The following is a 23,010-nucleotide window of genomic DNA, read 5'->3' as shown; positions in this document are numbered from 1 at the left end:
CGGAAAAACCGACAAGGCCAGGGAATTGTGATTGTTAGAGCGTGGTGGTGGACTGGGCGGCTTGCGGGGCGGCTGGCCAGGCCCATCAGTGCGCGAACTCTGCGCGCCTTGCTAAAGACAACGCGGGAGTGGCCAGCTACGCCCCGGGCCTCGTCGGCAAAGTACGCCGACAATGCCCGGGGCTATGATCATCCTGTAGCCATTTATGGCGTACAGGATGACATGCGGAGCGGCTGGCTGTCCCCCTAAGCCCGCGACCTCTCCGCACCTTATCGTGGGGGCAGTCGGTCCTGCCAGCGCTGCATTTGGTCTAAGAAGGATTTGGCCTTGGGGACCGTGCCCACCATGTCCTGATAGAGCCGGTCCAGCACGCGGCGCAACTCACGCTTGGTGGGTGCGCTCACCGTAATGGAGTGCAACTGGTGCAGATCGATCGTCGAGAACCGCCGCAAGAGAAATAACGCCTTGGGCTGCACGTGGAAGCGGTAGTCGTCCAGGGCCCAGTGGGCCTGACACAGCAGGCCGCCGTACTTTTCCGAGAAATCAAGCGGCAGGTCCGTCCGGCCGTCGAGCACGCAGGCGCGCCAATTCGGCGCCACGCCGAACGCCCCCAGCAACTGGACCTCCGCGATGTTCGCCACGATGGCCGGATCCAGGCCGGTGTCAATCAACCGCAAGCTGGTGGCCGCAAAATCGTACCACGCCCCCAGCGGTTCGCCGTCCGGAACCGCGAGGTCGATCAGGCCAAGCACATAAGTTGCGTAGGCGTTGAGCGTAATGTCACCGGCGATCTGCTGAAACTGGTCAGCGCGGCGCACCGCATTGAGGTAAGACAGGCCGCTCGGGTTGATGGTGCCCACGTAAGTCCCCTGCGTGAACGGGAGAATGCCAGCGGCCAGCGGAAAACCGGGTTTGCGCGCGCGGTGCAGAAGAAACATCCGCTTGCCAAACTGGTCGGTCGCAATTTTGACCAGCATGTCGGCCTCCCGGTAGCTCTGCCGCGAAAGCACCAGTCCGTTGAACTGGACCTCACGGCGGGCCATTAGCGCAGATCCTTGATGTTGTAGCCGAGACTGCGCAGGTACTGGTTATTGTCCCGCCAGTTCTTCTGCACCCGGACCCACAACTTCAGGTTGACCGGCTCGCCCAGCAGCGCCTCGATGTCGCGGCGGGCGCGGATCCCGATCTGCTTGAGCATCGCGCCGCCGCGGCCGATGATGATGCCCTTTTGCGAATCACGCTCGATAATGATGTAGGCCTCGATCTGCAGCTTACCGTTCACCCGGTCCTTCATCCGTTCAACCTCGACGGCCACCGAGTGCGGCACTTCGTCGCGGGTCAGCTCCAGGATCTTCTCCCGGATCAGCTCGCCGACCACGAAATACTCGGGGTGATCCGTCAGCTGGTCGGCCGGATAATACTGCGGCCCCTCCGGCAGCGCCTGCGTCAGCGTCGCCAGCAGCTCATCGACGTTGTTGCCCATCGTCGCGGAAATCGGAAAGACCCCGGTAAAATCGCGCGCCATCTGGTACTGCTTGATGCGCGGCAGCAGGTCGTCCGGGTGAACCAGGTCGATCTTGTTGATCAGCAGGTAAACCGGACTTTCGACCGGCTTGAGCTGATTGATGATGTACTGATCGCCCGGTCCCATCTCCTCGTCGGCGGCGACCATGAAGAGGACCGCATCCACTTGGTTAAGCGTCGAGAGCGCAGCCGTATCCATGTAATCATCCAGCTGATTCTTGGGCTTGTGGATGCCTGGGGTGTCGACGAACACGATCTGCACGTCGTCTGTGGTATAGATGCCATTGATCTTGTTGCGGGTGGTTTGGGCCTTGGGTGACATGATCGCGATCTTCTCGCCAAGGATCCGGTTCATGAATGTGGACTTGCCGACGTTCGGCCGCCCGATAATGGCGACGAAGCCTGAATGATGAGTCATTTCTGCATATCTCCTTTAGTAAAAGCACCAGGCAGCAGCGCCGCCACCGTGGTTTTCGTCTGCTCGCCTGCCAGGTTGCCCAGCAGAACGGGCGCATCGGCGGCAAAAAACTCCGCCATCACCTGACGGCACGCGCCGCAGGGTGAAATGGGCGCCGTGGTGTCGCCGATCACGGCCAGCGCATCGAGCCGCAGGTGGCCGGCCGCCACCGCCTTGAAAATGGCGACGCGCTCTGCACACATCGCCAGGCCGTAGCTGGCGTTTTCGATGTTGCACCCGGTGAACACCTCACCGCCGGCGACCACCGCGGCCCCGACCTTGAACTCGGAATACGGCACGTAAGCCCGCTCGCGCGCGGTTTGCGCGGCCTTGATCAACTCATCCATGATTATCCCCTCCTAAAACCAGCGCGTCAGCAGGTGCCACAGCGGCGGAATGAACACGTAGGCACCGCAGAGCACCGCGATGCCGCTGGCCACCAGCACCGCGCCGGCGCTCATGTCCTTGATGGCCTTGGCCCGCACGTCAAAGCGGCGGCCCACGACCAGGTCCACGACGTTTTCAATGATCGTGTTCCACAGCTCCATGAGAAACACCAGCATCACCGCGAGCATCAGAATGAACCACTGAAAGCGGCCGACCTGCAGCCACCAGGCCATGATGAACACCAGCAGCGCCATCACACTTTCGCGGCGGAAGTTGCCCTCCCGCAGAAACACGCAGAACAGGCCAGCGGCGGCGTGCTTCAGCGACTGCCCAAAATGGTGATTTTTATCGATCTGCTTATCTGGTGAGGCCATAAGCGTCGAGGATCTTTTCTTGCAGCGGGATCATGACCGCTTCGTCTTCCGGCTTGATGTGATCGTAGCCGTTCAGGTGCAAGAACCCGTGTACCACGGTGTAGCCGAGCTCGCGTTCAAACGAGTGGCCGAAGTCCTTGGCCTGCCGCGCCACCTGGTCGGGATCGATGAACAAATCGCCGATGTTTTCGGGCATGTCAGGAAAGCCAATCAGCGTCTCTTGCTCGCCGTCTTCGATGGCAAACGAGATGACGTCGGTCACCCGGTCCGTATCGCGGTACTGCTTGTTGATCCGGTGAATCTCCTCATCGGAAACGATCGTGATCGACATTTCGGTGTCCGCGGCCTTGTTCAACTCCTTGCCGGCAAATTCAACCAGGTCCTTGGCAAGCTTGGCGTGTGCCTCGTCTAAGCGGTGATCATCATCGTAAAATTCCAAGTCCATTATGCTTCTCCTTTAGCTGGTGCAGTGTCTTTTGGGTACTCGATCCGCGTGTAAAAGGTGCTCGTCAGGCCGCTCACCAGCGAGTCGCCCACGCGGCGCAGCTGCTGGACCGTGATGGGCGCCTCGTCGAACTGGCCGTCCGCCAGGCGTTCGTTGGTGATCCGCGTGACGAACGCGGCGATCGTCTCCTGGGTCGGATGCTTCATCGACCGGACCGCGGCCTCACAGGTGTCCGCTAGGTTGACCACGGCCGCTTCCAGGGTCTGCGGCTTGGGGCCATCGTAGCGGTAGGCCGCCTCTGGGGTGCTGGGGTCCGCCTTTTTGGCCTCAATGTAGAAATACTTCATCAACGTCGTGCCGTGGTGCTGCTGGGCAATGTCGATGATGAACTTGGGCATATGCCGCGCCTTGAGCATGGCGACCCCGTCCGTCACGTGCGCAAAGATGATCTCCGCGGACTGCGCAGCCGTCAGGTGGTTGTGCGGCGAGTCAAAACCCGCAGGCTGGTTCTCCGTGAAGTACAGCGGCCGCTTGAGCTTGCCGACGTCGTGGTAATAACAGGCCACCCGAGTCAGCGTTGACCGCCCGCCGATCGCCGCCACCGCGTTGCTGGCCAGGCTGGCCACCATCATGCTGTGGTGGTAAGTGCCAGGCGCTTTGGCCATCAGCTCCCGGAGCAGCGGATCGTTCGGGTCGCTCAGCTTGTTGAGCTTCAGGACCGAATCGTCCTGCAGGATCATCTCCAGGTACGGGGTCGCCCCCAGGGCCAAGAGGTACCCCAGCAGCTGCCCCACGACGACAAAGCCAAGCGTCTGCCAGGTCGCCAGCGCCGTGAACCGGGCCCCTTGCAGCAGCATCGTACTGAGCGTCAGCAGCAAGTTGACCCCCAGGACCCAAAACGCGACCAGCCGTGCTTCGGCCGTGAGCCGCTTATGCGCCACCATGTCCGCTAGCACGCCCGACGTCAGGTAGCTGATCGCCGTGGCCGCAGTGAACAGCGTCCCCGTGGTGGAATAGAACACAAAGAAGGCCAAGAAGGTCTGCATCAAGGCGGCCAGCAACCCAAACCGGCGCCCGCTGAAATTATGGAGCAACAGCGGCATGAACGCCGCTGGCAGCAGCATCGCCAGATTAGCGCCGGCAGTGGTGGCCACAAACCGCAGCCCCAGCATCACGAGCACGGTGATCAGCATCAGCGCGCTGTAAAGCAGGCTGTCCTTGCGCTGCGCGGCCGCGGCTTCTTGGCGCAGCAACGTCAACAGCGCCACGGCCTGGACCACCACCAGCAGCAGCAAACCAAACAACGCCCACGGCGCGCGCCGCTGCGTCAGCCCCAGCACGTTCAGCTGGTGCATGATCGGGGCGTCCACGATCTGGCCCTGTTGCACGATCACCTGGCCGGAAACGATCTCGACCGGATCCACCGCGACTTGGGCCTGGGCCCGCTTGAGCTTGGTCTGCGCCTGGTTGATCATCTGATTGGGAATGATGGCTTGCTGGATCAAGGTGGTCCCCATCCGCCGCTGGGCGGTGCTGAGATCACTGATCGACAGGTCAGCCGTGGCGGCCTTTTGCGCCGCGGCCAGGTCGGACGCGGTCAGCTTTTCCTTGAGCTGCGTGGCCACGGCCGAGGCGACCGTGTCAAACACGGCTGCGCGCTGCTTGGAGGTCAGGGCGAAGGCGGCCCGGTAGAAATGATCGTTAAACTGGTAGAAAAAGGGATTCTCCGCCTTGGGGTTGGCCGTCCGAAACGCCGCCGTCAAGTCGCTGACCGAGGGCCGTTGATACGTGGCACTGGCACTTTCGGCCGAGGCCGCGCGGTACTTCTTTTGGGCCGCTGAGGTCTGGGTGGTTTCGGTGGTGGTCAAGGCTTTCTGCAGCTGGTTGAGCAGGTCCTGCTGCTTGGAGCCGACCGACGCATCGTAGCTGTAAACCGGCGCGACGGCATTTTCGGCCGCCTTTTTCGCCTGCCGGGTGGCCGCCTCGTCCTGCACCGTTTGCGTGGCGATGATCGTCTGCGAGGCCGGGCGGTTGAGCTTCACGGCCACGGGATCGGGCAGCGTGATCCACGCGATGGCGGCCACGAGCAGCACCGTAAAACAGGCCGTGATCAGGACCGCGCTTTTGCTCAGTTGGGCTGATTTTCGCATTGCCTCTCCTTGCTGATCACTGAGGTTGGTCCGCCTGACCGTACGCCTCAATGATCTTGGCAACGACTGGGTGCCGGACCACATCGCTCGCCGAGAACGTGGCAAAGCCGATGTGGTCAATATCCTTCAAGATCCGCTGGGCCTGGATCAGCCCGCTGCTTTGGTGGTTTGGCAGGTCGATCTGCGTGATGTCCCCATTGACGATCATGCGGGACGAAAAGCCGAGCCGCGTCAGGAACATCTTCATCTGCGCCTGCGTCGTGTTTTGCGCCTCATCGAGGATCGCAAACGCGTTATCCAGCGTTCGCCCGCGCATGTAGGCCAGCGGCGCGATCTCGATCACGCCCCGGTCCATCAACCGGTTTGTGTGGTCGGTGCCGAGCACGGCGTACAGCGCGTCGTAGATCGGCCGCAGGTACGGATCAACTTTCTCCTTGAGGTCGCCGGGCAAAAAGCCCAGATTCTCGCCCGCTTCCACCGCAGGCCGCGTGAGGATCAGCTTTTCGACCTCGCCGGCCTTCATCGCGGCCACCGCCATGACGACGGCCAGGTAGGTCTTCCCAGTGCCGGCCGGGCCGATACCGAAGGTGATGTCGTTGTGCTTGATCGATTGCACGTACTGCCGCTGGCCAAAGTTCTTGACCCGGATCGGGGCCCCCTTGGCGTCGCGGAGCAAAGTCTCTGAGTACATGTCGGCAAAGTATTCCAGGGTGCCGCGCTGCGCCATGTTGACGCCGGACACGACGTCCTGCGGGGCGATCGCAATGCCCCGGCTCAATAGCGTCAACAGTTGCTGGATCAGCTGGTAAGCCAGGCTGGTGGCCTTGGGGGTCCCCGTGATCTTTAGCGTGTCTCCAAACGGCGCGATCAACACGTCCAGCGCCTCTTCGATCAACGTAAAATTCTCATCGTTAACGCCCGACAGCGCGATTGCCTGATCCGTGCTGCTGAGCGTCAGGGTCTTCTCTACGGATTCTTCTGCCAAGAAGCCGCCTCCTTGCTAGGTTTTCTTCATTTTACCATAAAAAAGCCGCGTCACAGTGCGGCGCGGCGATCCAGAAGCAAGCGAATTATTGAAGTTTGGCCTTGACCAACTGGTTGACCAGACCACCATCGGCCTGACCCTTGACCTTGGGCATCAGGGTCTTCATGACCTTGCCAAAATCGGCCTTGCTCGTGGCCCCGGTCTCCTTGATGGTCTCATCGACCAGCTTGGCCACCGCCGCCTCATCGAGCTGGGCCGGCAGGTAGGCCGCCACGATCTTGATCTCCGCCTTCAGCGGGGTCACCAGATCCTCGCGCCCGGCCTTTTCAAACTCGCTCAAGCTTTCCTTGCGCTGCTTCATCTCAGAGGTCAGCACACTTTGCTCTTCCGCTTCGGTCAAAGGGTGACCCAGTTCGATCTGCTTGTTTTGCAGGGCGGACTTCAGCATCCGCACCGTGCTCAAGGTCGCCTTGTCCCTGGCCTTCATTGCGGCCTTCATTTGCTCGTTCAATTGATCCAGTACTGCCATGATGAACTTCCTTTCCTCACTTGCACCGCCTCGCCTGCCTCAATGGCGGCCGGGTCGCCGCAAAACAAAAAACGCGCACCACATTCGGCGCGCGTTTCGCGAACAATTAGAACTTCTTGCGCTTGCGTGCAGCTTCGGACTTAAGCTTCCGCTTGACACTTGGCTTTTCGTAGAATTCCCGCTTGCGGTATTCGGCTAATGTACCTGACTTGGATACGGTGCGCTTGAAGCGCCGAAGAGCATCATCGAGAGATTCGTTTTTCTTAACGACTGTCTTTGCCATATGATATCCCTCCCTCCGACACTTGCGTAACCATTGATTGTTGCATCGCTAGTTCTCAACTATTATATCGAACATCAAAAAACGCGTCAATACGGCAACTGCCAATTCTGTGATTTATTTTGCAAATTCTCTCACCAAAATGGCCGGTGCCGCTGTGAACTGTCCGATTATGGTATGATAACGGTATCAATCACAAAGGACGGGATCATCTTGGAAGAAGAAACGAACTACTACATCATTTCCGATTCGGTTGGCGAAACCGGGCTGAAACTGGCCCAGGCGGTGGCCGCCCAGTTCGCCACCCAAAGCGCGCACTACCTCAGGTTCCCCTTCGTCCACGAGCAGAAAAAACTGCTGGAGACCCTCGACACGGCCAAGGGCGACACCCGCGCCGTCGTCATCGCGACGCTGGTCACCCCTGGCCTCGCGCAGATCGGCAGGGACTACGCCAAGCAGATCGCCCTGCCCTTCATCGACGTCATGACCCCGATCCTTAGCGCGGTGAAGAGCGAGACCGGCGACCAGCCCAGCGGAGTGGCCGGGGCCGTGCATGACCTAGACGAGAAGTACTTTGACCGCATCTCTGCCATGGAATTCGCCGTGATGTACGACGACGGCAAGGATCCGAAGGGCTTTCTGGAGGCGGACATCGTCCTGCTCGGGGTCTCCCGGACCAGTAAGACACCGCTGTCACTGTTCCTCGCCAACCGCAACTTCAAGGTCGCAAACCTGCCGCTCGTGCCCAACGCCCACATTCCGGAAGAGATCTGGAAGGTCGACCAAAAGAAGATCGTTGGCCTGACGACCGACGCCTCCGTCCTCATGGAATTTCGGCGCCAGCGCATGATCGCGTATGGCCTTAACCCCGACACCGCCTACTCGGCCCGCGATCAAGTCAACGAGGAGCTCAAGTTCGCCGATGATCTGTACCAAAAACTCGGGTGCATGGTGATCAACACGGCGCACCGGTCCATCGAAGAAACTGCCATGCTGATCCTCGAGCACATGGGGCTTGATGAAGTCGACGACGCCGCCAAGCAGTAACCCGCCCCCTTCCATCAGGCGGCATGGCGCAAGCAGCCGCCGGCAGCCCGCTACCCCCTAATCAAAAGCGGCAGGGAATAGTCCCTGCCGTTTTTGATTGGCCTTATTCACCCAGCGGGGCCGCGCCGAGGGCAACCAGCTCCTCAGGCGCAAACTGCTGCCGCTTCAGCCAGCCGATCTCCACACCGTACGGGGGCACCAGGTGGGCCTTGTCCGGCCCCACGTATGGCGTCTCCAAGATCTTGGGCACCCCTGCCAGCTGAGGATGGTGCACGATGGCATTCAAGCAGTCAAAGCCCAGCGTCCCAAAGCCGATGTTTTGGTGGCGGTCCTTGTGCGCCCCCTGCGGATTTTTTGAGTCATTGACGTGGACCACCGCGAGCTTATCCAGCCCGACCACGTGATCGAATTCGTTAAGCACCCCATCAAAATCTTCCTTCACGTTGTAGCCCGCGTCGCTCATGTGACAGGTGTCCATGGTGACGGCCACCTTATCCGGCTGGTCGATCCGCGCAATGATCGCCGCCAGCTCCTCGAACGTGCGCCCGACCTCGGTGCCCTTGCCCGCCATGGTCTCTAAGGCGATCAGCACGTGCTGGTCTGCCGTGATGATCTCATTGAGGCCTCTGGCGATCTGGGCGACGGCCGCCGCCGGCCCGGCCCCGACGTGCGCCCCGGGGTGAAACGGCATGGCAAATGCGTGCAGGGCCTCGGCCCGGGCGACTTCTTCCTTCATGAACTGAACGGCAAAGGGATAATTTTCCGGCTTCACCGTGTTGCCCAGATTCACGATGTACGGGGCGTGAATGACCAAGTGCGACAGGCCCGCCGCCTGCATCGCGGCCAAGCCTTCCGGAATGCGCATTGCGGAGATGGCCTTGCGCCGGGTGTTTTGCGGCGCCCCGGTGTAAAACTGCAAGGAAGTTGCGCCGTAGCTTTGCGCCTCCGCCACCGCCCCGACGAACATTCCTTGGCCCTTCATTGAAACGTTAGCCCCGATCAGCATCCCGAAGTCCTCCTTAAAGGGCCGCACCCAGGCGGCCCGGGTTAATCTGTTTTCGGTTCGTAAAAGTGGCCCATGATCTTGACGGACTGCGTGATGGAAACGAACGCGTAAGGGTCACTGCGCCGCATCGCGTCCTCCAGGTCGTAGATCTCGGCGCGGGTGATGATGGTAAAGAGGATCGTTTTCTCCTCGTGGTGAAAAGCCCCTTCCGCGTCGTGCACGATGGTGATCCCCCGCCGCAGCGTGTTCTGGATCTCGTTGACGACCGCCTTTTGCTGGTCCGTCACGATCATGACCTGCAGGCGCTGCTGCCGCGTGTACATCGCGTCCATCACCCGGCCGTTGATGAAGATGGCCAGCGCCGAGTACAATGCGTGCGGCCAGTCGTTAACAAAGCCCGCCAGGAAGATGATCACGATGTTGATCGCGATGTTGACCGAGCCGATCGTAGCGCCGGTCTTCTTGCGCCAAACGATGCCGACGATGTCCAGGCCCCCGGTCGAGATGTTGTTGCGGAGGGCAAACCCGGTCCCCAGGCCGTTGATCACCGCCCCGAAAATCGCACAGACGATGGGATCGGTGGTCAAGGGCTTGACGACGCCGAGCAGCCGGATCATGACGGTCGAGAAAATCACGGCCAGGAACGTGAACATCGTGAAGCGGTGGCCGATCTGCTTCCAGGCCACAACAAAAAGCGGCACGTTCAGCAGAAACAGCAGCGTCCCGGTTGAAAACAGGTCCGTGGTGGCCATCGGCCCAAACGGCGTGCCAAACGAGACGTTGAACCACTTGCGCACCACCGTGGCGAGCAGCTGCGCCGCCCCGGTCACCCCGCTGGCAAAGACCCCGCCTGGTTCCCAGAACATATTTAAAGCCAGCGCCACGCAGATACTGTAAAAGAACGCAGCGGTCAGGCGGCTCCAGTTTTGGTGGCGGCGGATCAGTCGGTCGATTTCTTGCATAAGGATCCCTTTCCCGAAAATTGGTACCATCAGTATACCACAGGCAAGGGCCTGGCTTCGCGCGGTGCTTGCTTTCAGGCGCGCCAAACCCGGCCGCCCAAAGTGCTTTGGGAGACCGGTTCGCTAATGCTGCCAGTGGGCCGCTTTGAACTGGTCACGGCCGCCTTGTTCTTCGAGCGCGTAACGCCACGGGTTTTTCTTGTAGAAATCCTGGTGGTACTCCTCGGCTGGGTAGAACGGCTGGGCCGGCTCAATCGTGGTCACGATGGGGTCCGTGAACTTGCCGCTGGCCGCCAGCTTGGCTTTTGAGGCCTCGGCAATGGCCTTTTGCTCAGGCGTGTGGTAAAAGATCACCGGGCGGTAGGAATCGCCGCGGTCCTGAAACTGGCCCATCGCGTCGGTGGGGTCCGTCTGCTGCCAGTAGATCTCGACCAGCTGGGCGTAGGAGATCACGGCCGGATCAAACTTGATCTCCACGGCCTCGGTGTGGCCGGTGGTATGACTTGCCACCTGCTCGTAGGTGGGATTCGGCACATGGCCGCCGGTGTAGCCGGAAATCACAGCGTTGATCCCCGGCTGGGTATCAAATGGGTGCACCATGCACCAGAAACACCCGCCGGCAAAAATTGCGGTTTCTTCTGCCATGTTACTGCGCCTCCTCAAACAACTGCTTGTACTGCCCGTACCCCTGTGCATCCAGTTCGGCTAGTGGCACAAACCGCAGTGCGGCCCCATTGATGCAGTATCGCAGTCCGCCTTTATCCTGCGGCCCGTCGGTGAAGACGTGGCCCAGGTGGGAATCCGCCTGCTTGCTGCGCACCTCGACGCGTTCCATGAACAGCCGGGTGTCCCGCTTTTCGGTCAGCTTAGCGAGCGGTTTGGTGAAGGACGGCCAGCCGCAGCCCGCATCGTACTTGTCCTGGGAGGAAAACAGCGGCTCCCCGGACACGACATCGACGTAGATCCCGGGCTGGTAAAAATCGTCGTACTCACTGCTAAATGGCCGCTCAGTGCCGGCCTGTTGCGTGACGTCAAACTGCTGCGGGGTTAATTTCTTACGCAGTTCATTCAAGTCTTTTTCCATGCTCATCACCTCGCTCCCAGTATAACGAGATTGGCTTTAGATTGCCAGCAATCTTATTGTCGTCCCGGTAAAAAACGGGTCAGCGTCGCTGCGCATTGGCCTGCGTGTTGCAACACCAGCAACAAAAACGCCCCTGCACGATGATTCATGGAACGAATCATGGTGCGGGGGCGGCGCCGGGGCTCGCGGTTTAGTTCTTAGCCGCCCGGCAGTTATTCAGTTAACTCGTTGTCCCCGGCATGGGCGGCGTCAGGGTCGACGTTGGCCCGGACCTCGATGCCAAGATCTGCCAGCTGCGCGTCGGCCACCGGGGTTGGCGCACTGGTCATCGGCTCGGAGGCCTTGGAGTTCTTCGGGAAGGCAATGACGTCGCGAATATTATCGCGGCCCAGCAGCAGCATCGCAAAGCGATCCAGTCCGATCGCCAGGCCACCGTGCGGCGGGAAGCCGTACGTCAACGCGTCGAGCAGGAAGCCAAAGGACTTTTGCGCCCGCTCTGGGGTGAAGCCCAGCGCCTTCAGCATCTTTTCCTGGATCTCCCGGCTGTGGATGCGGATCGAGCCGCCGCCCAGTTCATCCCCGTTCATGATGATGTCGTAGGACTGCGCGTGGGCGCTGTGGGGATCGGTGTCCAGCAGGTGAACGTCTTCCTCGTTCGGCATGGTGAACGGGTGGTGGGCTGGGACCCAGCGCTGGATCCCTTCGTCGTACTCGAACAGCGGCCAATTGACGACCCAGCAGAAGTTGTACTGCGCTTCGTCAACGAGGCCAAGGTCATGGCCGAAGTGCGTGCGCAGGTAGCCCAGACTGGCCGCGACCACGCTGGCCTGATCGGCAACGAAGAGGACCAGGTCCCCGGCCTTGGCGCCCAGCGGCTTGGTCAGCAGCTGGCCGTCGCCAAAGAATTTACTGATGGGCCCGGCGATGCCGTCGTCCGTGACCTTCAGCCAGGCAAGCCCCTTGGCGCCAAACCGCTTGATGTAATCCTGCTGTTCGTCGATCTTCTTGCGGGAGTACTTTTCCGCCCCGCCTGGCACGACGATGGCGCGCACCTGACCGCCCTGTTCGACGGCGCCGCTGAACACCTTGAACGCGGAATCCTTCACAATGGCGGAAACGTCCTGGATCAGCATGCCAAAGCGCAGGTCCGGCCGGTCGGAGCCGTACTGATCCATCGCGTCTTGCCACTGGATCCGCGGAAACGGCCGCTTGACGTCGATGCCCTTGACCTCTTTCATGACGCGGGCGATCAGGCCTTCGGTGAGGTCTTGGATCTCCTGCTGGTCAAGAAAGCTCGTCTCCATATCGATCTGCGTGAACTCCGGCTGACGGTCGCCGCGCAGGTCCTCGTCGCGGTAGCAGCGCGCGATTTGGTAGTAGCGGTCAAAGCCGGCGCCCATGAGCAGCTGCTTGAACAGCTGCGGGGACTGCGGCAGCGCGTAGAAGCTGCCCGGATAGACCCGGGATGGGACCAGGTAGTCCCGCGCGCCTTCCGGGGTCGAGGCGGTCAGCGTCGGCGTTTCAATGTCGAGGAACCCGTTCTCGTCGAAGTAGTGGTGCACGGCCGCCAGGATCTTGCTGCGCGTGATGATGGCCGCTTGCATCTCCGGCCGGCGCAGGTCAAGGTAGCGGTACTTGAGCTTGGTTTCTTCGGTCGCGTTGACCCCGTCGGCAATATCAAACGGCGGCGTCTGGGCCTTGTTCAGGATCTTGGCCGCGGCGATCTCGACTTCGATCTCGCCGGTTTTCATGTCGCGGTTGATGGCGTCAGCGCCGCGCGCGGCAACCTTCCCGGTGACCTCAAGGACGTACTCGGAGCGGGCCTCGTTCGCCACGGCCAGCGCCGCCTCCCCGAATTCCTGCGAAAAGACCAGCTGGACGATCCCCGCGCGGTCGCGCAGGTCGATAAAAATCAGGTTGCCTAGGCTGCGGCGCTTTTGCACCCAGCCCTTTAACGTGACGGTTGCGCCGAGGTTGGCTAACGTGACGTCCCCGGCATACATTGTGCGTTTACTCATGATCTGCCTCCAATTGTGCAGCTAGTGCCCGAAAGTCTTCGGCCACTGCCGCCTGCTTGAATTCCTTTTGGACCCCAGTTTGCATGTTCTTGACCTGCACGGTCGCACTGGCCAGCTCGCTGTCACCCAAGGTCATGACCAGTTGGGCGTTCGCCTTATTGGCGGACTTGAACTGGGCCTTGGGTTTGCGGCCCTGAAAGTCCATGTCGACCGCAACGCCTTGCCGCCGCAACGCGTGCGCCAAGCGCAGTGCGGCGGCCTGGGCCGCCTCGCCGATGGTCACGATGTACGCCGGCAGTGCGGTTTCGATCGCCTGCCCGGACAGCAGCAGCATCGCGCGCTCCACCCCCATGGCGAAGCCGACGCCCGGGGTCTGCGGGCCGCCGAGCTCCTCGACCAGCCCGTTGTAGCGGCCGCCGGCAAGCACGGTGGTGTAGCCGCCGCCGAACACAGCGTCGTCGCTCATCACCTCGAAGATCGTGTGGTTGTAGTAATCCAGGCCGCGCACCATGTCGGCATCGATCTCGTACGGGATCCCCAGCGCCTTCAAGAAGCCCTGCACGGCCTCAAAGTGAGCCGTGGCCTCAGGCGTCAGGTAATCGAGGATCTTCGGCGCGCCGGCCACAATGGCCTGGTCCCCTTTGTCCTTGCTGTCAAGGATGCGCAGGGGATTTTTCTCCAGGCGCACCTTGGAATCTGCGGACAGCTGGGCCTGAAACGGCGTCAGAAACGCCACCAGCGCCTGGTGATAGGCGGCCCGGCTGGCCGGATCGCCCAGCGTATTGATCGCAAACTTCAGGTGCTTGGCCCCCAGCGCCTCGAGCAGATCCTTGGCCAGCGCGATCACTTCCGCATCCAGCGCCGGACTATCAACGCCGAACGCCTCGACCCCGATCTGGTGGAATTCCCGCTGGCGGCCGCTTTGCGGCCGCTCGTAGCGGTACATCGGCCCCATGTAGTAGACCTTGTACGGCTTTTCGTGATCGGGTCCGTACAGCTTATTTTCCACGTAGGCGCGCACGACGCCGGCTGTGCCCTCCGGCCGCAGGGCCATCTGCCGGCCGCCCTTGTCCGCGAACGTGTACATTTCCTTTGAGACCACATCTGAGGTCTCACCGCTGGAGCGCGCGAACACGTCGTAGTTTTCAAACAGCGGTGTGCGGATCTCTCGGTACTGGTAACTTTCCATAATGCGCTTGGCGATCGCTTCGACGTGCTGCCAAAGTGCGCTTTGACCCGGCAGTATGTCTGCGGTGCCTTTAGGACGTTGATAACTCATGCTTTCCTCCTCGTGCCATTGCCAACAAAAAACACCCCTCGTCATCGACGAAGGGTGCGGACACGGTACCACCTTGCATTTAACTCAGCCATAACGGTGGCAACCGGAGCTCGTCAGCCTCAGAAGTGTCTTTTCGGTCGGTCCCGGCTTTCACCATCTCCGGGTCGCTTCACAATGACCTATCCTGCTTCCTCATTGGCGCTTTGTATTTGAGTCAAGCCTACGTTGTTTTCAGTAACTTGTCAACGGTCCGGGCAGAAAAAACCGATCGCGAACCGTTTTCACGGACCAGTTTTGGTATAATCAGCCTAGTGGCACTTTACTGGTGGGGGATGACAAGATGAAAATTAAGCAGCTTAAGCGATGGCCGCTGGCGCTTGCCTGCGGGCTGATGATCGGCGTTTCGGTGGCGACCACCTCCGTGCTGGCCGCAAGCAACACCATCAGCGTGCGCGCCAGCGTGCTGAACGTCCGGCTGGGCCCGGGGATGTCTTTCGGGCTCATGGGCCAGGTCCAGCGTGGCACCAAGCTGACCGTGATCAAGCAAGAAAACGCATGGGATCAGGTGCGGCTGGCCGGCAACAAGATCGGCTGGGTCGCCTCCTGGCTGGTTGACCAAACCGAAGCGACGACGACTAGCGCCAAGACCGCCACGGTCAAAACCGGCGTGAACATCCGTCAGTACGCTGCGACCGACGCAAAGGTGCTCGGCACCGCGGCGGCCGGGGACCTGCTGGACGTGATCTACCAGGAAGGCAACTGGACGCAGATCGCCTACAAGAACACTGCCGCGTGGGTCAGCACCCGGGCGGTGGCGCTGACCGGCAAAACCGTCACGCTCGCCTCCCCGCAGCAAACCAAGGCGGCCAGTCCTAAGCCGCAGCCGACCGTCAGCGCCATCAAAGCGACCACCAACATCAGCGTCAATCTGCGCTCGGCAGCCGGGTTAAACGCACCGGTGGTCACCCAGCTGCCGAAGGGCACCACCGTGACGGTGCTGGATCAGTCCAGTGAGTGGTACAAGGTGCAAACCGCCAGCGGCAAAACCGGCTACCTGGCGTCCTGGACCGTCACCACGCCGGGCAGCAAGACCGCAAAAGCGGCGACCAACCTGGCGGAAGCGACGATCGTGCTTGATCCGGGTCACGGCGGCAGCGATTCCGGGGCCATGGCGACCAGCGGCCAGTACGAGAAGACCTACACCCTGAAGATGGCCGAGGCCGTTGGGGCCGCGCTTCGCGCCCAGGGCGCCAACGTCATTTACACCCGCACCAGCGACACGTTCGTCGACCTGGCTCCGCGCCCGGTCGTGGCGGAAAAAGCGCACGCGGACGCCTTCATCTCCCTGCACTTTGACTCCAGCGCCAACGCCAACGAGGCCTCGGGCTTTACCACCTACTACTACAACGCCAAAAAGGACATGCAGCTGGCCAAACACCTGAACCACGCCTTTGCAGGCAACCTCACGCTGCCCAACCGCGGCGTCCAGTTTGGCAACTTCGAAGTGATCCGCAACAACACCCAGCCGGCGGTCCTGCTTGAAATGGGCTACATTAACACCAATAAGGACTTCAAGCACATCGCAAGCGCCGGCTACCAGCAAAAGGTCGCCCAGGACGTGGTCACGGGCCTGACCAGCTACTTCAAGGCCGGCAATCATCAGTAGCACTGAAACCATCAATCATCGCGTACCAAAAAACGCCCAGACACTGCGGTTCGTTGAACCGCGGTGCCTGGGCGTTTTGACGTGCCAAAGCTGGCGATCTGCTTGCGGGGATCGCCACCCGCGTTTTACGGTTGCGCCGCGTTGAACGCCGGCAGCAGATCCACCAGATGGTCCACCTGAAGGTCCGCCATCGGCGCGTCGTTCAGGCCGTCAACGTTGAAGTACACACCCTTGACCCCGGCGTTTTGCCCGGCGATGACATCCAGCTTGCGGTCGCCGATCATGGCGGTGACCGCCGGGTTCAGCTGATGGCCCTTCACCAGGTAGGCCACGGCGTCAGGCGCGGGTTTGCGCGGTAGGCCCAGATCTGAGGTGACCCCGTCCAAAAACAGGTCCTTGAGTCCGGCCTGCCGCAGCAGCGCCCAGGCCGACTTGTCCCGGTGCGTCATCAGCAGGTTGATGCCCCCGGCATCGCGGATCGCGCGCAGCACCCCCGGCACCTCCGGGTAAGGCTGGGCGATCATGACCTGGCTGCGCTCCAGCATGTGGAAGTGAGTCAAGACTTCGGCCGGCTTTGCGCCCAAAGTCGGCGCAAGCGTCGTCAGCGTTTCCGTGATGGAGCCGCGCTTGACGGTTTTCAGCAGTGCCGCCTGATCGACGTCTGCCTGCCCGAAGTAGTGCAGGGTCTTGACCAGCGCCCGCAGCATTTCCGGGTACGTGTCAAACAAGGTCCCATCCAAATCCCAAATTGCATTAACCAGCATGTGTTTCCTCCGTGTCCAATAGTATCGTGACTGGCCCGTCGTTGGTCAGGGCCACTTGCATATCCGCGCCAAATTCGCCGTGCGCCACCGGGATCCCGGTGGCCTCAAACTTGGTCAAAAACGCCTCGTAAAGCCGCTGCCCAAGGGCCGGGGCGGCCGCAGCCGTGAAACTGGGCCGGTTGCCGCGGCGCACGTCAGCGTATAGCGTGAACTGGGACACCACCAGCACGGCGCCGCCGACCGCGGCCAGCGCCAGGTTCATCTTGCCCTGTTCATCGCTGAAGACGCGCAGCTTGCTGATCTTGTTCACCAGCCAGTCGACGTCAGCCGGCGTATCCTGCGGCCCCACCCCCAGCAGGATCAAAAAGCCCTGCTGAATCTGTCCGGTCGTTCGCCCTTCGATCGTCACGCTGGCTTGACTCACGCGCTGCAGTACTGCTCTCATGCCGGCTCCTCCTCATCAAAAAGCAGGCGCGTGGCCTGCTTTGCGCCTAGCCTTGCGCCCGCTTCACTTCGTAAATATCCGGAATGTTCTTGATGGCATCCATCATGTGCAATAGCGCCCCGAGGTTCGGGATACCGACGGTGACGTGAATGTCGGCCATCTTGTCGTGATCGACCCGGCCGTTAACGTTCGTCAGGTTCTTGGTCTGCGAGTTCAGGGTCTGCAGGACCTCGTTCAAGAGGCCGTTGCGGTTGTACCCGTAAATCTCAAGCTCCGTGTCGAACAGCTGGCTTTGGTCGTTCATGTTCTGCCAGCGGACGTCGATCAGGCGACCGGCCATTTCCGGCGTGCTGGCGACGTTCGGGCAATCCGTGCGGTGGATCGTGACGCCGCGGCCCTTGGTGACGTAGCCGACGATCGGGTCACCCGGCACGGGACTGCAGCACTTCGCCAGGTGGACAAGCAAGTTGTCAACGCCTTCAATGACCACGCCCTCTTCGGTGCGGGAGACCGGCTTTTTCTCCTTGGACATGGTCGTGACCTTTTGGTTATTAGCCAAAATGGCGTCTTCCTTGGCCTTCTTGTCCGCATCCGCCTTCTCGCGCCGCACCCGGTCCGTCAGGCGGTTGGCGATCACCTTGGCCGAATACTCACCGTAGCCGATCGCCGAGAGCAGCTCGCTTTCGGTGCTGAAGTTCAGCCGCTTCAGCAGATCGGTCATGTCCCGCTTTTGGCCCATGAAGTCCTTCGGCGCAAAACCCATTTCCGTCAGGGTCTGCTCAAGCTCAGTGCGCCCTTTTTCGGAGTTTTCCCCCTTGTCCGCCTGCTTGAAGTAGCGGCGGATCTTGTTGCGGGCGCGCGAGGTGAAGGCGATATTGACCCAGTCGCGGCTGGGCTTGGAGCTGCTGTTGGTCAGCATCTCCACAATGTCGCCGTTTTTCAGCTGGTAGTTCAGGGGCACGATCTTGCCGTTGATCTTGGCGCCGACACTGTGGTTACCGACTTCGGTGTGGACCATGTAGGCAAAGTCCAGCGGCACCGACCCCTTCGGCAACTCGTAAACATCCCCCTGCGGCGTGAAGACGTAGACCCGGTCGGTGAAAATGTCGCCCTTCACGCTGTCCATGAAGTCGTGCGCGTCGTTGGTCTCGTCTTGGATCTCCAGGATCTCGCGGAACATGTCGATCTGCTTGCCCGCCTTGTCGTACTGGACCTCCGTGGTCTGGCCTTCCTTGTACGCCCAGTGCGCCGCGACCCCGAATTCGGCGATGTGGTGCATCTCCTCGGTGCGGATCTGCACCTCCAGCGGCTTGCCCATCGGCCCGATCACGGTCGTGTGCAGACTCTGGTAGCCGTTGGCCTTAGGCATGGCAATGTAGTCCTTGAACCGGCCGGGCATCGGTTTCCACTGGGTGTGGATCACGCCGAGCACGGCGTAGCAGTCCTTGATGTTTTGGGTGATCACCCGCACCGCAAGCAGATCGTAAAGCTCGTCGAACTGCTTGTGCTTGTCTCGCATCTTCTTATAGATCGAGTAGATGTGCTTCGGCCGGCCGTAGATCTCGTACTTCATGTTCAGGTCGGCCAGCGCCTTTTTGATGTCGACAATGGCCTTGGCGATGTATTCCTCGCGCTCGGTGCGCTTAGACTTCATCAGCTGGGCGATGCGGTAGTACTGCTGCGGGTTGAGGTAGCGCAGACTGAGGTCCTCCAGCTCCCACTTGATGGTGCTGATGCCCAGCCGGTCGGCGAGCGGGGCGTAGATCTCCAGCGTTTCGTTGGCGATGCGGCGCTGCTTGTCCGGACGCAGGTGCATCAGCGTGCGCATGTTGTGGAGCCGGTCGGCCAGCTTGACCAGGATCACTCGCATGTCCTTGGCCATCGCCAGCAACATTTTGCGGTGGTTCTCGGCCAGCTCATCCTTGTGGGCCACATAGGTCACTTTGCTCAGCTTGGTCAGGCCGTCGACAATGACCGCCGTTTCCTGGCCGAACACTTCCTGAATGTCGCCCAAAGTGATGTTGGTGTCTTCCACCACGTCGTGCAGGTAACCCGACGCCACCGTGATCGGGTCCATTTTCAGGTCGGCTAAGATCCCGGCCACCTGAATGGGATGGATAATGTAAGGCTCCCCCGACTTGCGGCGCTGGTCCTTGTGCACGTACGCCGCAAAATCATAGGCCTTCTTCACAAACGCTAGGTGTTCGTCATTCATGTACTTGGCGCACATCGCCATGACTTGATCCTGCGTCAATTCTGGTTCTTCTGCCATGATGGTCCCCTTTCTCGCGCGCCGCCGGAGCTAGTCAGCAGCCGCCCGCGTTCAGGCTGCCGCGCAGCCCTAGTAAGCAAAAAAGCACGCCGGAAACGTGCCATGCAGAGTTTCTTAGCCTTGAGTATACCAATCTTGCGAAAAAAAACTAGTCACGGGTCCAAGCGAGCATCGTGAGCAGCCAGTAGACCGGCACGAACCAGTAGCCGTAGTTGGCAAAGCGCACCAGGACCATGATGCCAAAGCACACTGGCAGGACCAGACTCAGCCACCAGCCCAGGTGGTAGCCGCTCATCAGCCGGCCGAACCACAGGGCCAGGCCCATGTCGATGAGGATCCACAGCACTAAGATCCGCACCGCCACGTGGATGTGCAGCAGCGTGAACGCCCACGGCAGGACCATGGTCGCGATGATACTTAAAATAATGATCAGGGCTGAAGGGGTCCTCAACCAGGCTTTGACTTTACTCATTCTTATCTCCCTGCAATTCGCTGAGCACGGATACGGCGCTGAGCAGATATAGTGGTGCCGTTTCGGTCCGCAAGATCCGCGGCCCCAGGCCGGCCGGCTGAAACCCGGCGGCCGCCAGGCGCGCGACCTCGGCCGGGCTCAGGCCGCCTTCCGGACCAAAGACCACCAGCAGGCTGGTCGGGCGCTGTTCAAGCGTCTGCACGAGCACACTGCGCTCGCCGGCCTTGGCGCTCTCCTCGTACGCGACGAGCTTCGCAGCGGCCGGCAGCTGGGTGGTTTCGTTTAATGTTACCACATCAATGCGCGGGACGACACTCCGGTGCGATTGTTCCGCCGCCCCTTGGGCGATCGTCTGCAGGCGGACCAGCTTTTTGGCGACCCGCTTGCCGTCCCACTTGGCCGTGGCCCACTCGCTGTTGAAAAAGCTGATGGCAAAGGCGCCCAGCTCGGTGGCCTTCTGCACGATCAGCTCGGCCTTATCCCCCTTGGGCACGCCGCAGATCAGGTGGACCTTCACCGGCAGTTCACTCTGCCGACTCAAGGCCGCCTGCACCTGGACCGTCAAGGGTGCTGCCGCCACGATCGCCGCCGTATAAGGCTGCGCGTCCGGACCAACCACCTCAATCAGCGCCCCCGGCTGCAGCCTGAGCACCTGAATGGCGTGCTTTTGGATCGCCGGCTCAAGCGTCAGCGTTTGCCCGCTGACCAGCTTGTGGCTCGTGAAGAACCGGTTCATGAGGGATCCTCCTGCTCGTGGCCCGCCACCAGGGCGACCCAATCGCCGAGCTGATATTGCGCCAGGCACTTAAGGCCGCTGGCAGAAAGCGCCTGCTTGACCGCCGCGACCTTATCCAGGTAGATGCCGGACAGAAGCAGCCGGCCGTGGGGCTTGAGCCGTGCGGGCACCTGCGGGATCAGCGGCAGCAGCACGTTGGCTAAAATATTGGCGGCGATCAGGTCGGCCTTGAGATCAATGCCGTTAAGCAGGTCGCTTTCGACCACCGTGATCTGATCGACCGCATTCAGCGCCAAGTTGGCCTTGGCGTTTTGCACCGCGCCCTCATCCACGTCCGTTGCCAGGACCTGCGCCGCGCCCATCAGGCGCGCCGCAAGCGCCAAGACGCCCGAGCCCGTACCGACGTCGATCATCGTCTCCCCGCCGCGCACCAGCTCTTCCAATAGCCGCAGCATCAGTGCTGTGGTGGGATGGCTGCCGGTGCCAAAGGCCATGTCCGGATCCAGGCGCATCACCTGCTCGCCGGCCTGCTGCGGCTGATAATCCAGCCACGCCGGGACGATGGTCAAGTAGCGCGTGATGCGCAGCGGCCGGTAGTACTTCTTCCACTCGTTGGCCCAATCGGCCTGAGCGATCGGCGCTGCCGTGACCGTACCGGCCCCCATGGCCAAGCCAAAAGCGGGCAGCTGGGCCACCCGTGCCTTCAGCGTGGCCACGAGCTCGGCCGGATGGGCGTCGCCCGCAAAATAGCCGCTGACTTTCGCCCCGGCGCGGCGGTGCGGCACGCTATCGGGATCAAACAACACGCCGCTTTGGCTCACGGCGCCGCCCTGAAAATCGGCGGCGTCATCGATTTGGATGCCACCGGCGCCTTCCTCCATGAGAAAGTTAGCGACGGCATCGACGGCTTCGCTGCTGGTTTCAATTGCGATCTCAAACCACTGACTCATTGGCGCCTCCTAGTACTGGGGGTAGGCCAGCAGCTCGTGCTTGGCGGCCTCAGGTTGCTTGGCGTAGGCGGTCTGGTATTTCGCCTGGTCGAAGTGCAGCTCGAAGGTGTCCGCATCGGACGTGCCGTCCACAAAGTCCATCAGGTCCGATTGGCCATCATCAAGCAGGTCCTGAAGGTAGCTAAAGACCGCGTCCACCGTAGCTTTGCTGATGCCCTGCTTGCCTTGAAAACCGAAGACGGCCAGGTAATTGTCCTGGTAGTCATCCCCGTTGAGGCGGGTGGCATCATAGAACAAAATGGCGTCCTCGTAGTCGATCTCGCCGTCGTCGATCGTCTGCCCGTCCTGGTCTTCCACCTCAAAGCCGCTGGCCGCCTCGACGGTCATCGTGATCTCGACTTCAAACACCCGGGCCTCTTTGTCCCAGTTCAGGTCCAAGTCGCCGTCAAAATCCAGCGCGTCCATTTTGTCGCCGATATAATCCAACATGTTTTGGCTCTTCATGATTGCCATCCTCCATTAGGGTGAATCTGACTTTGCTTAACGTCTGAAACATACGGATTGCCCGCGACGAAAAACCTCAGCGCCGCAGTCGTTGCCGCCCCCTTATTCGGGACGCCCACGCGCGGGGCCGCCGCGATCGCCCTTGGCGTGCGGCCCGGGCTCAAGCTCAGCGCGCCTTCGCCCAGCAGTTGGCCGTTATCCGCCAAAGTGATGGCAAACGCCTGGCACAGCTTGCCGGGGCCGCTCGTCAGCGCCTGGCCGAAGCGGCCGCGGCGCTGCGTCATCAAGGCCACGCCGGCGGTGGGTTCCACCGCGCGGATCAGCACGCACTGCGGCACGCCCTCAGGCCGGGTGACCAAATTGAGCAAACAATACTGGCGCATGCGGTACACGTAGACGGTCCCGGCCGGGCGCCACAGGGCCAAGTTGGTCTTGGTGCGGCGGCCGCCAAAGGCATGCGCCGCTTGGTCGGTCTCGCCCAGATAAGCTTCGGTTTCAACAATGAGGCCCGCGCACGGACCTTTGTGCAGGGTCGCCCCGAGCAGCCCCCGCGCGATTGCCGGCGTGGCGGCGTGGGTCAACCACTTTTCCAGTTCTTCATCCATCACTTTATCTTAAACTACTCCCTCAATGAGGAAAAGGGCCCGCGGTAAACTCTTTGCCCGCCACGCAAA

General features: G+C 61.2%; 25 protein-coding genes. 2 read left to right on the top strand and 23 right to left on the bottom strand.

What is annotated here, in order from left to right:
- Positions 1-269: 269 nt before the first annotated feature.
- The 9 genes from recO to rpsU all read right to left on the bottom strand — a co-directional run bounded on the left by recO (position 270) and on the right by rpsU (position 7,134).
- Positions 270-1,043 carry a DNA repair protein RecO gene (gene recO / locus EKM85_RS04355; protein WP_125585045.1) on the bottom strand — a complete coding sequence of 258 codons (774 nt, stop codon included), beginning with the start codon at positions 1,041-1,043 and terminating at the stop codon, positions 270-272.
- On the bottom strand, positions 1,043-1,942 hold the full coding sequence (gene era, locus EKM85_RS04350; RefSeq protein WP_125585044.1) for a GTPase Era: 900 nt from the start codon (positions 1,940-1,942) through the stop codon (positions 1,043-1,045). Before era ends, recO begins: the two co-directional genes overlap by 1 nt.
- On the bottom strand, positions 1,939-2,328 hold the full coding sequence (locus EKM85_RS04345; RefSeq protein ID WP_125585043.1) for a cytidine deaminase: 390 nt from the start codon (positions 2,326-2,328) through the stop codon (positions 1,939-1,941). Before EKM85_RS04345 ends, era begins: the two co-directional genes overlap by 4 nt.
- 12 nt (positions 2,329-2,340) lie before the next feature.
- Positions 2,341-2,742 carry a diacylglycerol kinase family protein gene (locus EKM85_RS04340; protein ID WP_125585042.1) on the bottom strand — a complete coding sequence of 134 codons (402 nt, stop codon included), beginning with the start codon at positions 2,740-2,742 and terminating at the stop codon, positions 2,341-2,343.
- A complete protein-coding gene (ybeY, locus tag EKM85_RS04335) occupies positions 2,726-3,187 on the bottom strand; it encodes an rRNA maturation RNase YbeY (RefSeq protein ID WP_125585041.1) in 462 nt (153 codons plus the stop codon). Before ybeY ends, EKM85_RS04340 begins: the two co-directional genes overlap by 17 nt.
- On the bottom strand, positions 3,187-5,337 hold the full coding sequence (locus EKM85_RS04330) for an HD family phosphohydrolase (RefSeq protein WP_164510659.1): 2,151 nt from the start codon (positions 5,335-5,337) through the stop codon (positions 3,187-3,189). Before EKM85_RS04330 ends, ybeY begins: the two co-directional genes overlap by 1 nt.
- 16 nt (positions 5,338-5,353) lie before the next feature.
- Positions 5,354-6,322 (bottom strand): PhoH family protein, encoded by a 969-nt coding sequence (locus EKM85_RS04325; protein ID WP_125585039.1) that lies wholly within the window; start codon positions 6,320-6,322, stop codon positions 5,354-5,356.
- Positions 6,323-6,407: 85 nt separating this feature from the next.
- Entirely contained in the window at positions 6,408-6,851 is a 444-nt protein-coding gene (locus EKM85_RS04320) for a GatB/YqeY domain-containing protein (protein ID WP_125585038.1), read from the bottom strand.
- Between the two features lie 106 nt (positions 6,852-6,957).
- Positions 6,958-7,134 (bottom strand): 30S ribosomal protein S21, encoded by a 177-nt coding sequence (gene rpsU / locus EKM85_RS04315; protein WP_054661478.1) that lies wholly within the window; start codon positions 7,132-7,134, stop codon positions 6,958-6,960.
- A gap of 210 nt (positions 7,135-7,344) precedes the next feature.
- Here rpsU and EKM85_RS04310 point away from each other — a divergent pair, with 210 nt between their 5' ends.
- Positions 7,345-8,178, top strand: a complete 834-nt coding sequence (locus tag EKM85_RS04310) for a pyruvate, water dikinase regulatory protein (RefSeq protein WP_125585037.1) — start codon at positions 7,345-7,347, stop codon at positions 8,176-8,178.
- A 103-nt stretch (positions 8,179-8,281) separates the two neighbouring features.
- Here EKM85_RS04310 and EKM85_RS04305 read toward each other — a convergent pair whose 3' ends face one another.
- The 6 genes from EKM85_RS04305 to hisS all read right to left on the bottom strand — a co-directional run bounded on the left by EKM85_RS04305 (position 8,282) and on the right by hisS (position 14,527).
- Positions 8,282-9,184, bottom strand: coding sequence for a deoxyribonuclease IV (locus EKM85_RS04305; RefSeq protein ID WP_125585036.1), 903 nt, complete (start codon positions 9,182-9,184; stop codon positions 8,282-8,284).
- Between the two features lie 41 nt (positions 9,185-9,225).
- Complete coding sequence (locus tag EKM85_RS04300) at positions 9,226-10,146, bottom strand: YitT family protein (RefSeq protein WP_125585035.1); 921 nt, start codon at positions 10,144-10,146, stop codon at positions 9,226-9,228.
- A gap of 123 nt (positions 10,147-10,269) precedes the next feature.
- Positions 10,270-10,791 carry a peptide-methionine (S)-S-oxide reductase MsrA gene (gene msrA / locus EKM85_RS04295; RefSeq protein ID WP_125585034.1) on the bottom strand — a complete coding sequence of 174 codons (522 nt, stop codon included), beginning with the start codon at positions 10,789-10,791 and terminating at the stop codon, positions 10,270-10,272.
- Position 10,792: 1 nt separating this feature from the next.
- The gene (gene msrB / locus EKM85_RS04290) at positions 10,793-11,230 is read right to left on the bottom strand and encodes a peptide-methionine (R)-S-oxide reductase MsrB (RefSeq protein WP_125585033.1); all 438 of its coding nucleotides are present in this window, start codon (positions 11,228-11,230) and stop codon (positions 10,793-10,795) included.
- A gap of 212 nt (positions 11,231-11,442) precedes the next feature.
- Positions 11,443-13,248 (bottom strand): aspartate--tRNA ligase, encoded by a 1,806-nt coding sequence (aspS, locus tag EKM85_RS04285; RefSeq protein WP_125585032.1) that lies wholly within the window; start codon positions 13,246-13,248, stop codon positions 11,443-11,445.
- Positions 13,241-14,527: a histidine--tRNA ligase gene (hisS, locus tag EKM85_RS04280; RefSeq protein WP_125585031.1), complete on the bottom strand. Its 1,287-nt coding sequence runs from the start codon at positions 14,525-14,527 to the stop codon at positions 13,241-13,243. Before hisS ends, aspS begins: the two co-directional genes overlap by 8 nt.
- 340 nt (positions 14,528-14,867) lie before the next feature.
- On the opposite strand from hisS, the gene EKM85_RS04275 reads away from it, so the two are divergent.
- Complete coding sequence (locus EKM85_RS04275) at positions 14,868-16,193, top strand: N-acetylmuramoyl-L-alanine amidase (protein WP_125585030.1); 1,326 nt, start codon at positions 14,868-14,870, stop codon at positions 16,191-16,193.
- Positions 16,194-16,318: 125 nt separating this feature from the next.
- Here EKM85_RS04275 and EKM85_RS04270 read toward each other — a convergent pair whose 3' ends face one another.
- The 8 genes from EKM85_RS04270 to EKM85_RS04235 form a co-directional block, all read right to left on the bottom strand.
- Positions 16,319-16,957 carry an HAD family hydrolase gene (locus EKM85_RS04270; RefSeq protein WP_125585029.1) on the bottom strand — a complete coding sequence of 213 codons (639 nt, stop codon included), beginning with the start codon at positions 16,955-16,957 and terminating at the stop codon, positions 16,319-16,321.
- Positions 16,947-17,402 (bottom strand): D-aminoacyl-tRNA deacylase, encoded by a 456-nt coding sequence (gene dtd / locus EKM85_RS04265; RefSeq protein ID WP_125585028.1) that lies wholly within the window; start codon positions 17,400-17,402, stop codon positions 16,947-16,949. Before dtd ends, EKM85_RS04270 begins: the two co-directional genes overlap by 11 nt.
- Before the next feature lie 46 nt (positions 17,403-17,448).
- Positions 17,449-19,674, bottom strand: a complete 2,226-nt coding sequence (locus EKM85_RS04260; RefSeq protein ID WP_125585027.1) for a RelA/SpoT family protein — start codon at positions 19,672-19,674, stop codon at positions 17,449-17,451.
- 148 nt (positions 19,675-19,822) lie between these two features.
- Positions 19,823-20,146: a hypothetical protein gene (locus tag EKM85_RS04255; protein WP_125585026.1), complete on the bottom strand. Its 324-nt coding sequence runs from the start codon at positions 20,144-20,146 to the stop codon at positions 19,823-19,825.
- A complete protein-coding gene (locus EKM85_RS04250; protein ID WP_125585025.1) occupies positions 20,139-20,882 on the bottom strand; it encodes an RsmE family RNA methyltransferase in 744 nt (247 codons plus the stop codon). The genes EKM85_RS04255 and EKM85_RS04250 overlap by 8 nt, the downstream gene beginning before the upstream one ends.
- Positions 20,879-21,832 (bottom strand): 50S ribosomal protein L11 methyltransferase, encoded by a 954-nt coding sequence (gene prmA / locus EKM85_RS04245; RefSeq protein ID WP_125585024.1) that lies wholly within the window; start codon positions 21,830-21,832, stop codon positions 20,879-20,881. Before prmA ends, EKM85_RS04250 begins: the two co-directional genes overlap by 4 nt.
- 9 nt (positions 21,833-21,841) lie before the next feature.
- A complete protein-coding gene (locus EKM85_RS04240; protein WP_125585023.1) occupies positions 21,842-22,336 on the bottom strand; it encodes a DUF3013 family protein in 495 nt (164 codons plus the stop codon).
- A complete protein-coding gene (locus EKM85_RS04235) occupies positions 22,333-22,941 on the bottom strand; it encodes a DNA-3-methyladenine glycosylase (RefSeq protein ID WP_125585022.1) in 609 nt (202 codons plus the stop codon). Before EKM85_RS04235 ends, EKM85_RS04240 begins: the two co-directional genes overlap by 4 nt.
- Positions 22,942-23,010 lie beyond the last annotated feature (69 nt).

The organism is Lacticaseibacillus jixianensis (assembly GCF_003946485.1).
Taxonomy (GTDB): domain Bacteria; phylum Bacillota; class Bacilli; order Lactobacillales; family Lactobacillaceae; genus Lacticaseibacillus; species Lacticaseibacillus jixianensis.
This window is presented reverse-complemented; position numbering and strand designations above follow the sequence as displayed.